The sequence below is a fragment of the Bacteroides sp. OF04-15BH genome, from assembly GCF_003477995.1.
Lineage (GTDB): Bacteria > Bacteroidota > Bacteroidia > Bacteroidales > Bacteroidaceae > Paraprevotella.
On the sequence record NZ_QUEM01000015.1, the window covers coordinates 15,310 to 28,490 of the forward strand.

Below are 13,181 nucleotides of genomic sequence, written 5' to 3' on the forward strand. Positions count from 1 at the left end.
GTTAAGAAAGCGCTGCTTCGTTTTCATTTTTTCTGGTAGACACGTACATAATCCACCTCATAACGCATCGGCAAAGCCTGCTCGTCTATGCGTCCGCCGGTGGCTCCCATAGCCAGATTCAACAGGAGATACATCGGCTTGTGGAAAGGATTCTCATAATTTCCGTGCTTGCCGTTTACGGTCTTCGACAGATCGATGGTATTCATCAGACGATCGTCCAGATAAAGGTCAATCTTCTTGTCGGTCCACTCCATAGCCCACACATGGAAGCGGGTGGCCCACAGGGAATCCGTCTCCGTAAACTCGGCATAAGGCACTGCGGCCGAATCCCATACACTGCCGCCCTTGTCGTCGCCCCAGCAGGCGTTGGCGTGCAACAGCGCATGTCCCTTGCGCGGATAGAACTCCATGATGTCTATCTCGCCGCACGAAGGCCATCCGTAGTTCTTCTTGCTGCCCAGAAGCCAGATGGCCGGCCAGGAGCCGCGGGCAGCCGGAATGCGGGCACGCACTTCGAAATAGCCGTACTGGAATTCGCACAAGCCCTTGGAAATGACCGAAGATGAGGTATATTCGGCATACGGACGGTTTTTCTGCCAGCTGTCCGAACCTTCCTTGTAAGCCGGATTCTTCACCTTTTCTTTCTTTCCGGTGATCACCAGCACTCCATCGCGCACCTCGGCGTTCTGCGACTGATACCACTGAAGTTCCTTGTTGCGCACAAATCCGTTTTCGTAGGTCCAGTTCTTCGGATCCGGTGTTCCGTCTTTTTCAAACTCATCTTGCCACACCAGCTGATAACCGGCCTGCATCAGGGAATCGGCACGCTGGGCCGACGCGGGTGAAGCCAGCAACAGACCGGCTCCAAACAATAACCCAATATGAATGACTGATTTTTTCATGTTTTTTATTTCAAAGTTATAAAATCGCCACAGAGAAACCAAATAAATCTCAGGCTTTTTGGACAAAGTTTCCCATCCGCCCCCGGCCGAATCCTAAAAGTTCTTTATCGGCTTCTGTTTTATGCCCCGTGATTGTCCGGATTCCAAGGACTATTATTATCTTTGCAACTTAATTATGATTGGAAATACAGAAAAATGAGAATAGACATCATCACCGTACTTCCGGAATTGCTGGAAGGTTTTATGAATGAATCCATTCTGGGCCGAGCTCAGAAAAAAGGACTTGTGGAAATCCATATCCACAATCTGAGAGATTATGCCACCAATAAATACAAGCGTGTGGACGATTACCCCTACGGAGGTTTCGCCGGAATGGTGATGCAATGCGAACCGATAGACCGTTGCATCTCGGCCCTGAAGGCTGAAAGAGACTACGACGAAATCATCTTCACCACCCCCGACGGCGAACAGTTTGACCAGCCTATGGCCAACTCGCTTTCGCTGAAAGAGAACATCATCATCCTGTGCGGACACTACAAGGGCATCGACTATCGCATCCGCGAACACCTGATTACCAAGGAAGTGAGCATCGGCGACTTTGTGCTGACTGGCGGCGAACTGGCGGCAGCCGTAATGACAGATGCCATTGTGCGCATCGTGCCGGGAGTGATCGGTGACGAACAGAGCGCCCTTTCGGACTCCTTCCAGGACAATCTGCTGGCCGCTCCGGTTTACACCCGTCCGGCCGACTATAAGGGATGGAAGGTTCCCGAAATCCTGCTTTCAGGCCACGAGGCCAAAATAAAGGAATGGGAGCTGCAGCAGTCTTTCGAAAGAACCCAGCGCCTGCGCCCGGATCTTCTTGAAGGCAAAGGCAACGCTTCGGAATAAAAGAGTCTAATAATTAAAGAAAAATAAGGTCTGACATTTGCTTTTCTCAAAGCGAAAACCTATATTTGCTCTAGGAATCTAAATTTTTATACCATTATGTCAGAACAAAAACACAATCTTTATATCATTGCCGGTTGCAACGGGGCTGGTAAGACAACGGCCAGCTTCACGGTGTTGCCGGAAATGCTGCATTGCCGGGAGTTCGTCAATGCGGATGAGATCGCCGCTGGGCTGTCTCCGTTTAATCCCGAAGGGGTGGCCATACAGGCGGGAAGACTTATGATCGACCGGATTATCCAACTGCTGAAAGAGGGCGAGGACTTTGCTTTTGAAACGACATTGGCCACACGTTCCTACGTGAAGCTGATTCAACAGGCACAGAAGCGAGGCTATTTCGTGACCCTGCTCTTCTTCTCTCTGGCCAGTCCGGAACAGGCCGAAATGCGCGTGGCCAAACGCGTCAGCCAGGGCGGACACAACATCCCTATCGATGTGATCCACCGCCGTTATGACAACGGACTGCGCAACTTGTTTGAGTTGTATATGCCGATCTGCGACTATTGGGCTCTGTACGACAACAGTACTTGCCCAACCAATAAGGTGGCTTACGGCTGGAAGGACACACGCATCACTGTCCTGCAACCGGGCATTTTCGATAAGTTTAAGAATGAATACTCTAAAAGATCAGACAATAATGAATGAACTAGAAGTAGCAGAGATGCAACGTAAAATAGACGAAGGCATTTTCTTGGCACAAGAACGATTGGTCAAACGTGCCAAACATGACAATCTTACATTAGTCATTGTCCGTAACGGACAAGTAGTAGAAATTCCAGCAGAGGAGCTTTAAGAGAGCTCCTCTTTTTTATGCGCTGAAGCTAAAAAGACGAAGGAATTTCCTTCCGGCTACAGCCGGCTATAAGGATTCGGCTATGCGGCGGATGCGGTTTCTGTTGGGCACCCACTGCATGGCTTCATCCAGCATACACAAATCCGTAAGACGGTAAATGTTCCGGGATTCGTCCTGAGAACCGGAACCGATATTACGGAATAAACAATTGTATGGATCCGCTATTTCTATCAGATCCATACAATATTCTACATCCTGCAATCGCAGAATTTCCTGAGCCACAAAACGGTATAATTCTTCTTCCAGGGAATGCATCGTACTTTTATTTTTTAATTAGAGGCTGGTCCAACACACGGACACAAACCGGCACAGAATCCGAAGCCGTACGCGTCATCTCATCCAGATTACGTGCCGGAGCATACAGCGAACCATAACCGAAATCATTCCAGTAGCGGTCGTAGTTCCGCAGAGAGAAACGGGTTGAAGTGCCGTAGCCGTCGATATATCCTTCAAAATAAGAAGAAGAAAGACGATAGTCTGAAATGCGGCAGTTCAAATCGGCATTACGGAAATACATATAGATGCTCCGGTCACGGATTTCCCACTCAAAACTGTATTCTATGGCATCGAGATAACCGGCTACATTATAGAAATAGTCCGTCTCTCTGCCGTAGCCATAGAGATAAGACCCGTTGTCGGGCACAAACTCCAGAACCGTACCGTAGGCCGGACGTCCGTCAACATATACGCCCAAATCGCCGAACCATCTTCCGCTAAGCACATATCCCCGGTCGCTGTCATCATCATAACCACCGATATGCCAGTAGGGGTCGCAAGATGAGAGCCAAAGCATGGCACTCAAAAACAGGAATATAGTCTTTAGTTTTGTCATCGTTTTATCCATTTTTGATTCGTATTTCAAAGATAGGCATTACACAGACAATCCTCAAGGGATTTTTCCGATAAAACAATAGGGGTTTCCCTATTTTGCCTCTTCCACACTGATGGAAAATGAAAAGGCATCGTTACATTTCACATGAATCATCCCACCGAAACGATGGTCGTAGTCATATAGCCCCCATGTGCGGAACGGCGCCGGAATATGCGAAAACGGCAGAATCCGCTTCGAAGCATAAGCCCCCAACGTCACCTTTTCCGTGAGTTGATAGGCCGCCATGCCCGACAACCCGAACGAACGGTCGTGCCATCCGTTCCAATGCTGTGTGTCGACATACACGCCGCCAATAAGCCGGAAACGAGAAGTCACCGGAAAGACATACGCCGCTGATGCCTGTGTGGAGAACAGAGCTCCCGGGAAACGGTCGCGCCCCAAGCCAACCGTCACGGAAGTGGACAGCTGAAAGTTCAGTCCGTCGTGCAGATACCAGGGTGCCGCCCCGGAAAAGGCATAGGGATCAGTCCAATAAAGTACCGAAGGCATCACAGGAAACAATCTGCCGGGCATAACCGCCGTAACCGAATCGCTCCAAAGCGAATCGGTGAGCACACTGCGCCACACATTCCGGCTTTCCGGAATCTGCACAGCTGTTGAATCACTTTCATTCTGTGCCTGCACGGCCGAAACAGCCATGCTGATCAATGCCAAAGATATAAGTCGCTTCATCGGAAATCTGATTTTAAGTTGTTATCTTAACCAAATAATATCATTCGGCTTGGCCGCGTAATCCTCCGGCAAATCATTGATTTTATACAGGCTCTCCAGACGGATACCGTATTTCTGGGCAATGCTGTACATGGAATCACCGGGCTTGATGATATGCGGCTGCCGCTGCAAACTCTTGTGTCCTCTCTTTTTCTTCTTTTCCAGATAGATGATATCTCCTTTCTGCAAACGATAGTCGGAAGGCAGTTCGTTGTATTTGCGCAAACGGCGCGGCGAAACTCCGGTTTCGGAGGCTATGGCCTCAAAGGTATCACCGGCTTTGGCAATCACATAATAATTGTCGTTGTTGCGATATACAGTGTGATCGTTCTGAATGACGGTTACAAGCTGCCCTTCGGTATAATGGCCGGAGCTCAAGCCCTTCAGCGAACTGTATTTGTCGTACTGGGTCAGGTCATAGCGCTCAATGATATCAATGAGCGAGTACGCATATCGGGGATTCGTAGCATATCCGCACCGCTTCAGCCCGTGCGCCCAGCCTTTGTAATCCTTCATCGACAGATTGAACAGGGAACGGTAACGGGGCTGCTTCAGGAATACGGAATGGTCTTCATACGATTCCTTGGCCGACCTGTACTTGCGGAAGCGCTCATTGGGCGCATCATCGTTGGCCAGTATATAAGGCCCGTTCCAGGAACCGCCGCATTTGATACCGAAATGATTGTTGGCCTCGCGCGCCAACCGGCTTTTTCCGGCAGCGCTCTCCAGCAGTCCCTGTGCCAGCGTGATACTGGCCGGAATCCGATGCTTCAGCATCTGATCCACAGCCATATACTTATATTGGTCTATATAATTCAAATAACTTTGATTCTGCGCCTGTGCAAATGCTCCGAGAGAGACCAAACAGGCCAGCAGATACAGCAATGTAAAACGAAACTTCATCGTATTTCTAATAATAAATATATTCAATAGTCAATGATGCAAAAATAAAATAAAAACCTCGCATTTCTCAAAAATCAGAATTATATTTGTGATTGTTTTAAATAAGATTACATATTATGAAGGAATTCACAATTCATACTCAGGTCAAAGTTTACCAGGAACAGGAATTAAGCGACGAAGACAGAGCTTTGGTGGAGGCCGCACGCGAAGCTACCAAGCGCAGTTATGCCCCCTACTCCAAATTCTATGTCGGAGCAGCGGCACGCCTGGCAAACAAACAGATTATATGCGGCAGCAACCAGGAGAATGCGGCTTACCCGTCGGGAACTTGCGCCGAACGGACTACCCTGTTCTATGCGAACGCCCAATATCCCGACCAGCCGGTAGAGGCTCTGGCCGTTGCAGCCCAGACACAAGGAAGTTTTCTGGCCAAGCCGATCTCACCGTGCGGTGCCTGCCGGCAGGTGATTCTCGAAACGGAACACCGATACGGAAAACCCGTCCGCATTCTGCTTTACGGAACCGAAGGAGTGTATGTTCTCGAAGGAATCCAGTCTATTTTGCCACTTCAGTTTGACCAAGACTGCTTGCTATAGAATAATTTTTGTATCTTTGCAGACAAAATCTATAAAATCTACTCAAAAGAATTATGATAACTGTATCGAATCTAGCCATCCAGTTTGGCAAACGTGTATTGTACAAGGACGTAAATCTGAAGTTTACAAACGGTAACATTTATGGAGTCATCGGTGCTAACGGTGCCGGAAAATCCACTCTGCTGAAAGCCATCTCTGGAGAACTGGACCCCACAAAAGGAAAAATCGAACTCGGTCCGGGCGAGCGCCTTTCTGTATTGAGTCAGGACCACTTCAAATACGATGAGTTCACCGTATTGAACACTGTGCTCATGGGGCACACGACACTTTGGAGCATCATGCAGGAGAAGGACGCGCTTTACTGCAAGCCTGACTTCTCGGACGAAGATGGAATCAAAGTGGCAGAACTGGAAGAGAAGTTCGCTGAAATGGGCGGATACAATGCCGAAAGTGACGCGGCAGCTCTGTTGAGCGGTCTGGGCATCAAGGAAGACAAGCACTATACGCTGATGAGCGAGCTGAGCGGTAAGGAAAAAGTACGTGTCATGCTGGCTCAGGCTTTGTTTGGTGAGCCCGACAACCTGTTGCTGGACGAGCCGACCAATGACCTCGACCTGGAAACCGTACAGTGGCTGGAGTCATATTTGTCAGAATTCGAGCACACCGTATTGGTTGTAAGCCACGACCGTCACTTCCTGGATTCTGTATGTACGCACACCGTAGATATCGACTTCGGCAAGGTTACTCTCTTTGCCGGTAACTATAGCTTCTGGTATGAATCCAGCCAGTTGGCATTGAGACAGGCACAGAACCAGAAGGCCAAGGCTGAAGAGAAGCGTAAAGAGTTGGAAGAGTTCATCCGCCGATTCTCTGCCAATGTGGCCAAGAGCAAGCAGACAACCAGCCGTAAGAAGATGTTGGAGAAGCTGAATGTTGAAGAAATCCAGCCTTCAACCCGTAAATATCCGGGTATCATCTTCCAGATGGACCGCGAGCCGGGTAACCAGATTCTCGAGGTTAAGGATCTGAAAGCCACTATGGACGACGGCACCGTACTGTTCGACAACGTGAACTTTACCGTAGAAAAGGGAGACAAGATTGTATTCCTGAGCCGCAATCCGCGCGCAATGACCGCACTCTTCGAAATCATCAACGGCAACCGTCAGCCGGATGCCGGTACTTTCAACTGGGGTGTGACTATCACCACGGCTTATCTGCCTTTGGATAACACCGAATACTTCAAGTCAGACCTGAATCTGGTTGACTGGTTGAGCCAGTTCGGTGAAGGAAACGAAGTTTATTTCAAGAGTTTCCTGGGCCGTATGCTCTTCTCCGGCGAAGAGGTGTTGAAGAAAGTCAACGTGCTTTCCGGAGGTGAGAAGATGCGTTGTATGATTGCCCGCATGCAGCTCAAGAACGCCAACTGTCTGATTCTCGATACTCCGACCAACCATCTGGACTTGGAAAGTATCCAGGCCTTCAACAACAACCTGAAGCTTTACAAGGGAAATGTGTTGTTTGCGAGTCACGACCATGAGTTCATCGAAACTGTGGCCAACCGTATCATCGAGTTGACACCAAACGGTATCATCGACAAGATGATGGAGTATGACGAGTACATCGCCAGCGACCACATCAAGGAGCTGAAAGCTAAATTGTATGGAGAATAATCTCTCCATACATACTTTTTAATAAGAGAGAGAAGCCTTTTGGCAAGATATTTGTAGTATTCCTTAAAAATGAAACTATAAATTAAAGGACATGAAACCAGAAGAAAAAATCAACGAAGAAATAGAGCAGAACGAAGTAACTGACACTCAGAACGAAAAGGCAGAAGAAACTGCTGCTGCAGAAGAAAAAGTGCAGGCCGAACTGACAGATGCTGAAAAACTGGCAGATGCGGAGCAAAAACTGGCAGAATTGCAGGACAAGTATCTGAGACAGGTTGCCGAGTTCGACAATTATAGAAAAAGAACCATCAAGGAAAAGGCCGATTTGATTCTGAACGGCGCTGAAAAGACCATCACAGCCATCCTGCCGGTGCTCGACGATATGGAGCGTGCGCTGAAGAATATGGAAACAGCCGAGGATGTGGCAGCCGTAAAAGAAGGTGTAGATCTGATCATGCAGAAGTTCATCAAGATTCTGGAGAACCAGGGCGTGAAGAAGATTGAAACCGAGAACGCAGATTTCAATACAGACCTGCACGAGGCTATTGCCCAGATTCCGGCACCGGCCGATGAAATGAAGGGCAAGGTAATCGACTGTGTACAGACGGGCTACACACTCAACGACAAAGTAATTCGTCACTCAAAAGTAGCTGTTGGACTGTAACCTTATTATATAAAGATGGAGAAAAGAGATTACTACGAAGTACTGGGGGTGTCCAAAACAGCCTCTGATGCAGAAATAAAGAAGGCCTACAAGCAGATGGCCATCAAATATCATCCGGACAGAAATCCGGGTGACAAGGAAGCGGAAGCGAAGTTCAAGGAAGCGGCCGAAGCATACGATGTTTTGCGCGATCCTCAGAAACGTGCCCGCTATGACCAGTTCGGACATGCCGGAATGAGCGGAGCCGGAGGATTTGGCGGTGGTGCCAGCATGAACATGGACGATATTTTCTCTATGTTCGGCGATATTTTCGGTGGCCACGGCGGATTCGGCGGTTTTGGCGGATTCGGTGGTGGCGGCGGTCGTCGCAAGCCACAATATAAAGGTGGTGACCTCAGATTGAAAGTAAAGTTGAATCTGTCTGAAATCGCCACGGGTGTAACCAAGAAATTCAAAGTAAAGAAAATGGTTACCTGTAGCCATTGCCACGGTACCGGCGGCGAAGGCGACCACAGCACTGAGACCTGTCCAACCTGTCACGGAAGCGGTTACGTAACCCGCACCCAGCAGAGCATCTTCGGTATGATGCAGACTCAAAGCGCCTGCCCTACCTGTCACGGTGAAGGAACTGTCATCAAGAACAAGTGTAAGGTCTGTGGTGGCGAAGGAGTGGTCAGCGGCGAAGAAGTGATCGAAGTGAACATTCCTGCAGGTGTTGCCGACGGAATGATTGTCAACGTACCGGGCAAAGGTCATGCTGCCAAGCGCGGCGGTATTCCGGGTGATATCCAGGTATTCATTGAGGAAGAAGCACATCCAGAGTTGCTTCGCGAAGACAACAATTTGATTTACAGTCTTCTGTTGGATATTCCGACAGCCACATTAGGTGGCGAGTGCGAGATTCCGACCATCGACGGAAAGGCAAAAATCAAGATCGAACCGGGAACACAGCCCGGCAAGGTGGTGCGTCTGCGCGGAAAAGGTCTGCCTGCCGTACAAGGATATGGCTACGGTACGGGCGATCTGATTGTAAACATCAGCGTGTACATCCCCGAAACACTCAACAAGGAGGAGAAAAAGTTCTTCGAGAACGCACGCAACAGCGACAGCTTCGCCCCCAATCCATCTATTAAGGACAAGATTTTCAGAAAATTCAAAAGTTTCTTTGAATAACCTATTTATTTAACACTGGGGGATCAGCACGGTGCCATGCGCCTGTGCTGATCCCCTTTTTTTCAGAATCACATGACTTATCAGGAAGCAACAGACTATCTGTTTAACAGCACCCCCCTTTTCCAGAACGTGGGAAAGGACGCCTATAAAGAAGGACTGGAAAACACCCTTCTTTTAGACAAGCATTTCAATCATCCGCATCAACTATACCAGACCATCCATATTGCGGGCACCAACGGCAAGGGCTCTTGCAGCCATACTCTGGCCGCCATATTGCAGGATGCCGGCTATAAAGTAGGCTTATACACTTCGCCCCATCTGGTTGATTTTCGGGAACGTATCCGCGTGAACGGTGTCTGCATCCCCGAAGAACGTGTCGTGCGTTTTGTCGAAGAGGAACGTGCCTTCTTCGAACCGCTGCATCCTTCCTTCTTTGAGATTACCACAGCCCTGGCATTCCTCTATTTTGCCGAACAGAAAGTAGACATCGCCGTTATAGAGGTCGGTCTGGGCGGTCGCCTGGACTGCACCAACATCATTTCTCCCCTACTCTCCGTCATCACCAACATCAGTTTTGACCATGTGCAGTTCCTGGGACACACACTCGATAAAATCGCATCCGAAAAAGCCGGCATCATCAAACCCAACACGCCGGTGGTTATCGGTGAGACCACACCGGAAACCCGACCTGTTTTTGTAGAAAAAGCCAGACAATGCCAGGCTCCGATTCGTTTTGCCGAAGAAGAGCACGAATTGGAACAGATCCGTGAAGCGAGCGACGGCACCCGCGAATACCAGACCCGTCATTTCGGCATCATCAATGGAGTACTCAACGGAGACTGCCAGACCAAGAACACGCAAACCATACTGGCTGCTACAAGCGAACTGCAAAAGACGCTCCGGATTACCGAACAGAATATCCGCAACGGATTCCGGAATGTCTGCCAGACGACCGGTTTGAGAGGACGCTGGCAGAAACTGGCCGACGCACCGCAGACCTACTGTGACACGGGACACAATGTGGCCGGAATTTCGTATATCGTGAAGCAACTGGCACGCATTTCCTGTAAACAAAAACGCATCGTCATCGGTATGGTGAACGATAAAGACATCAATCATGTGCTCGATTTGCTGCCTAAAGATGCCGTTTACTACTTTACACAGGCAAAAGTGAAGCGCGCACTGCCTGCCAACGAACTTTTGGCCCAGGCAGAGGCAAAAGGCTTGCACGGAAAAGCGTTCCCCTCTGTAACAGAAGCATATACGGCGGCACATCGCGAAGCAGACGCAACCGATCTGATCTTTATTGGCGGAAGTACCTTCGTCGTGGCGGATTTGTTTACGGATATTTTTAAATAAAATCACGTTTTTTCTGCCACAAATCCGGTGGAATATTTGTTAAAACCGAAGTTTTTATTTTAATTTGCATAACAATCTATCAACTTTAAATCACCATAAACAATGGATAAAATGAATCTCTCTGGTCTGAACCCTAAAGATTTCCAGACCGAAATAGACGGAAAAAAGACCGACCTCTACATTCTGAAGAACCAGAATGGCTATGAGGTGGCAGTTACAAATTATGGCGGATCACTCGTTGCCATTATGGTTCCGGATAAAGACGGACAGGTGGCAAACGTCATTCAGGGACACGACAACATTCAGGATGCTATCGACAGTCCGGAACCGTTCCTGAGCACACTGGTTGGCCGTTATGGCAACCGTATTGCCAAAGGAAAGTTCACACTGGAAGGCAAGGAATACAGTCTGTCCATCAACAACGGCCCGAACCATCTGCACGGCGGACCAACCGGCTTCCACGCCCGTGTATGGGATGCAGAGCAGCTCTCTGAAAACAGCCTGAAGCTGCACTATCTTTCTGCCGATGGCGAAGAAGGTTTCCCAGGCAATCTGGACATGACCGTTGTCTATACTTTCACAGATGAAAACGAACTGGTTATCGACTATACCGGAACAACCGACAAGACTACAGTGGTGAACATGACCAACCACGGTTTCTTCAGCCTGACCGGTATTGCCAACCCAACCCCAACCATCGAGGATCTGGAATGTGAAATCAATGCCGATTATTATATACCTATTGATGACACTTCCATTCCTACCGGAGAAATTGAAAGTGTGAAAGGCACTCCTTTCGACTTTACGACTCCGCACGCAGTGGGCGAACGCATTGATGCCGACCATATCCAGACCAAGAGAGGTGCAGGATACGACCACTGCTTTGTTCTGAACAAAAAGCAACCGGGTGAGTTAACCTTTGCAGCCCGCGTTGTAGAGCCGAAGAGCGGCCGAATGATGGAAGTCTATACCACCGAGCCGGGTGTTCAGGTTTATACCGATAACTGGGCCGACGGTTACAAAGGCCAGCACGGAGCAACATTCCCACGCCGCAGTGCTATCTGCTTCGAGGCCCAGCACTTCCCAGACTCTCCTAACCACCCTTATTTCCCTTCAGTAGTATTAAAACCGGGAGAAGTCTATACCCAGAAAACCATTTATAAGTTTGGTGTAAGAAAATAATTATTTACTAATCAATCATCAATAACTAACAACTTTAAAAAACAATGAGTCAAGAAAAAAAACAATGGGGTGCCATTATCATCATGATTGCACTCTTTGCTATGATTGCCTTCGTTACCAACCTGTGTACACCAATGGCAACCATCATCAAGAACCAGGGTGAGATTTCAAATGTGCTGGCCCAGATCGGTAACTATGGTAACTTTGTTGCTTATCTGATTATGGGTATTCCTGCCGGTATGCTGATCTCTAAGTACGGTTACAAGAAGACAGCCCTGATCGGTTTGTTCGTAGGTATCGTAGGTATCCTGATCCAGTGGTACAGCGGTCAGCTCGACGCTAAGGAGAACCTCGGTCTGGTATTCGGTGTTTACCTGATCGGTGCATTCATCGCCGGTTTGTGTATGTGTATTTTGAACTGCGTGGTTAACCCGATGCTGAACCTGCTCGGTGGTGGCGGTAACAAAGGAAACCAGCTGATCCAGGTAGGTGGTGTGTTCAACTCAACTGCAGCCGTTGCCTGCTACATCCTGATGGGAGCCCTGATTGCTGACGCTTCAAAGGCTAAGATCTCTGATGCCACTCCTGCGTTGATGATCGCTCTGGCTATCTTCGTGGTAGCATTCATCGTGATCCTGATGACCAAGATTGAAGAGCCGAAGCAGGCTCCGGTTAAGCTCGACCTGATTAAGGGTGCCATGAGCCACCGTCATTTCGCATTGGGTGCATTGGCTATCTTCTTGTATATGGGTATCGAGGTAGGTGTGCCTAACTTCGTTCAGCAGTACCTGATTGCCGATAACATTCCGGCTTCTACTGTGGGTATGTTGGTAGCCGTTTACTGGTTCATGATGTTGATCGGCCGTTTCGTTGGTGCCAGCATCGGTAACAAGGTAAGTAGCCGTGCCATGATCACTACCGTATCTTCAGTGACTATCATTCTGGTATTGTTCGGTATGTTCGCTCCAACAGACGTATTGGTAAGCTTCCCGGGTGTTGACTGGGGTAAGTTGGAAATGATCTGGCAGGAAATTCCGGTTGGTATCTTTGCCTTTCTGCTTGTAGGTCTTTGCACATCAGTTATGTGGGGAGCCATCTTCAACATGGCTGTTGAAGGTCTGGGTAAATATACAGCCATCGCCAGCGGTATCTTTATGACCATGGTATTCGGATGCGCTGTAATGATGTTCATCCAGGCAAGTGTTGCCGACATGACCGACTACATCACCAGCTTCTGGGTAGTAGTATTCTGCGCCGCTTACCTGTTGTTCTACGCACTGGTAGGTAGCCGTGTAACAAAACGTGAAGAATAATCTCTCTTTAGTAAA

General features: G+C 48.7%; 15 protein-coding genes. 10 read left to right on the forward strand and 5 right to left on the reverse strand.

Going from position 1 to position 13,181, the window contains the following annotated elements:
* Positions 1–23: 23 nt before the first annotated feature.
* Positions 24–902, reverse strand: coding sequence for a family 16 glycosylhydrolase (locus tag DXA74_RS08205; protein ID WP_118526630.1), 879 nt, complete (start codon positions 900–902; stop codon positions 24–26).
* Between the two features lie 195 nt (positions 903–1,097).
* On the opposite strand from DXA74_RS08205, the gene trmD reads away from it, so the two are divergent.
* The 3 genes from trmD (at position 1,098) to DXA74_RS16450 (ending at position 2,643) form a co-directional block, all read left to right on the forward strand.
* Positions 1,098–1,793: a tRNA (guanosine(37)-N1)-methyltransferase TrmD gene (trmD, locus tag DXA74_RS08210; RefSeq protein ID WP_118526511.1), complete on the forward strand. Its 696-nt coding sequence runs from the start codon at positions 1,098–1,100 to the stop codon at positions 1,791–1,793.
* 96 nt (positions 1,794–1,889) lie between these two features.
* Positions 1,890–2,495, forward strand: a complete 606-nt coding sequence (locus tag DXA74_RS08215; protein ID WP_118526513.1) for a zeta toxin family protein — start codon at positions 1,890–1,892, stop codon at positions 2,493–2,495.
* Positions 2,488–2,643, forward strand: a complete 156-nt coding sequence (locus DXA74_RS16450) for a hypothetical protein (RefSeq protein ID WP_199666135.1) — start codon at positions 2,488–2,490, stop codon at positions 2,641–2,643. Before DXA74_RS08215 ends, DXA74_RS16450 begins: the two co-directional genes overlap by 8 nt.
* A 66-nt stretch (positions 2,644–2,709) precedes the next feature.
* On the opposite strand, the gene DXA74_RS08220 is transcribed toward DXA74_RS16450, so the two are convergent.
* From DXA74_RS08220 to DXA74_RS08235, 4 genes are all read right to left on the reverse strand, one after another.
* Positions 2,710–2,958 carry a hypothetical protein gene (locus tag DXA74_RS08220; protein ID WP_118526515.1) on the reverse strand — a complete coding sequence of 83 codons (249 nt, stop codon included), beginning with the start codon at positions 2,956–2,958 and terminating at the stop codon, positions 2,710–2,712.
* Between the two features lie 7 nt (positions 2,959–2,965).
* Positions 2,966–3,535 carry a hypothetical protein gene (locus DXA74_RS08225; protein ID WP_147401056.1) on the reverse strand — a complete coding sequence of 190 codons (570 nt, stop codon included), beginning with the start codon at positions 3,533–3,535 and terminating at the stop codon, positions 2,966–2,968.
* A gap of 90 nt (positions 3,536–3,625) precedes the next feature.
* Positions 3,626–4,267 (reverse strand): hypothetical protein, encoded by a 642-nt coding sequence (locus DXA74_RS08230; RefSeq protein WP_147401057.1) that lies wholly within the window; start codon positions 4,265–4,267, stop codon positions 3,626–3,628.
* Between the two features lie 21 nt (positions 4,268–4,288).
* Entirely contained in the window at positions 4,289–5,209 is a 921-nt protein-coding gene (locus DXA74_RS08235) for a glucosaminidase domain-containing protein (protein WP_118526521.1), read from the reverse strand.
* 116 nt (positions 5,210–5,325) lie between these two features.
* Between DXA74_RS08235 and DXA74_RS08240 the strand changes: the two genes are divergently transcribed.
* From DXA74_RS08240 to DXA74_RS08270, 7 genes are all read left to right on the forward strand, one after another.
* Positions 5,326–5,805, forward strand: coding sequence for a cytidine deaminase (locus DXA74_RS08240; protein ID WP_118526523.1), 480 nt, complete (start codon positions 5,326–5,328; stop codon positions 5,803–5,805).
* Between the two features lie 53 nt (positions 5,806–5,858).
* Positions 5,859–7,475, forward strand: a complete 1,617-nt coding sequence (locus tag DXA74_RS08245; protein WP_118526525.1) for an ABC-F family ATP-binding cassette domain-containing protein — start codon at positions 5,859–5,861, stop codon at positions 7,473–7,475.
* Positions 7,476–7,566: 91 nt separating this feature from the next.
* Positions 7,567–8,139, forward strand: a complete 573-nt coding sequence (locus DXA74_RS08250) for a nucleotide exchange factor GrpE (protein WP_118526527.1) — start codon at positions 7,567–7,569, stop codon at positions 8,137–8,139.
* A gap of 15 nt (positions 8,140–8,154) precedes the next feature.
* The gene (dnaJ, locus tag DXA74_RS08255) at positions 8,155–9,312 is read left to right on the forward strand and encodes a molecular chaperone DnaJ (RefSeq protein WP_118526529.1); all 1,158 of its coding nucleotides are present in this window, start codon (positions 8,155–8,157) and stop codon (positions 9,310–9,312) included.
* A gap of 72 nt (positions 9,313–9,384) precedes the next feature.
* Positions 9,385–10,671 carry a folylpolyglutamate synthase/dihydrofolate synthase family protein gene (locus DXA74_RS08260; protein ID WP_118526531.1) on the forward strand — a complete coding sequence of 429 codons (1,287 nt, stop codon included), beginning with the start codon at positions 9,385–9,387 and terminating at the stop codon, positions 10,669–10,671.
* Between the two features lie 102 nt (positions 10,672–10,773).
* Positions 10,774–11,853: an aldose epimerase family protein gene (locus DXA74_RS08265; RefSeq protein ID WP_118526533.1), complete on the forward strand. Its 1,080-nt coding sequence runs from the start codon at positions 10,774–10,776 to the stop codon at positions 11,851–11,853.
* Between the two features lie 44 nt (positions 11,854–11,897).
* A complete protein-coding gene (locus DXA74_RS08270) occupies positions 11,898–13,166 on the forward strand; it encodes an MFS transporter (RefSeq protein ID WP_118526535.1) in 1,269 nt (422 codons plus the stop codon).
* The last annotated feature ends 15 nt before the right edge of the window (positions 13,167–13,181 follow it).

Excerpts from the sequence above, each read along its gene's own strand:
- DXA74_RS08260 (WP_118526531.1), top strand. The coding sequence starts at position 9,385 with ATGACTTATCAGGAAGCAACAGACTATCTGTTTAACAGCACCCCCCTT.
- DXA74_RS16450 (WP_199666135.1), top strand. The coding sequence starts at position 2,488 with ATGAATGAACTAGAAGTAGCAGAGATGCAACGTAAAATAGACGAAGGC.
- DXA74_RS08230 (WP_147401057.1), bottom strand. The coding sequence starts at position 4,267 with ATGAAGCGACTTATATCTTTGGCATTGATCAGCATGGCTGTTTCGGCC.
- DXA74_RS08225 (WP_147401056.1), bottom strand. The coding sequence starts at position 3,535 with ATGACAAAACTAAAGACTATATTCCTGTTTTTGAGTGCCATGCTTTGG.
- DXA74_RS08245 (WP_118526525.1), top strand. The coding sequence starts at position 5,859 with ATGATAACTGTATCGAATCTAGCCATCCAGTTTGGCAAACGTGTATTG.
- trmD (WP_118526511.1), top strand. The coding sequence starts at position 1,098 with ATGAGAATAGACATCATCACCGTACTTCCGGAATTGCTGGAAGGTTTT.
- DXA74_RS08240 (WP_118526523.1), top strand. The coding sequence starts at position 5,326 with ATGAAGGAATTCACAATTCATACTCAGGTCAAAGTTTACCAGGAACAG.
- DXA74_RS08215 (WP_118526513.1), top strand. The coding sequence starts at position 1,890 with ATGTCAGAACAAAAACACAATCTTTATATCATTGCCGGTTGCAACGGG.
- DXA74_RS08235 (WP_118526521.1), bottom strand. The coding sequence starts at position 5,209 with ATGAAGTTTCGTTTTACATTGCTGTATCTGCTGGCCTGTTTGGTCTCT.
- DXA74_RS08220 (WP_118526515.1), bottom strand. The coding sequence starts at position 2,958 with ATGCATTCCCTGGAAGAAGAATTATACCGTTTTGTGGCTCAGGAAATT.
- dnaJ (WP_118526529.1), top strand. The coding sequence starts at position 8,155 with ATGGAGAAAAGAGATTACTACGAAGTACTGGGGGTGTCCAAAACAGCC.
- DXA74_RS08270 (WP_118526535.1), top strand. The coding sequence starts at position 11,898 with ATGAGTCAAGAAAAAAAACAATGGGGTGCCATTATCATCATGATTGCA.
- DXA74_RS08265 (WP_118526533.1), top strand. The coding sequence starts at position 10,774 with ATGGATAAAATGAATCTCTCTGGTCTGAACCCTAAAGATTTCCAGACC.
- DXA74_RS08250 (WP_118526527.1), top strand. The coding sequence starts at position 7,567 with ATGAAACCAGAAGAAAAAATCAACGAAGAAATAGAGCAGAACGAAGTA.
- DXA74_RS08205 (WP_118526630.1), bottom strand. The coding sequence starts at position 902 with ATGAAAAAATCAGTCATTCATATTGGGTTATTGTTTGGAGCCGGTCTG.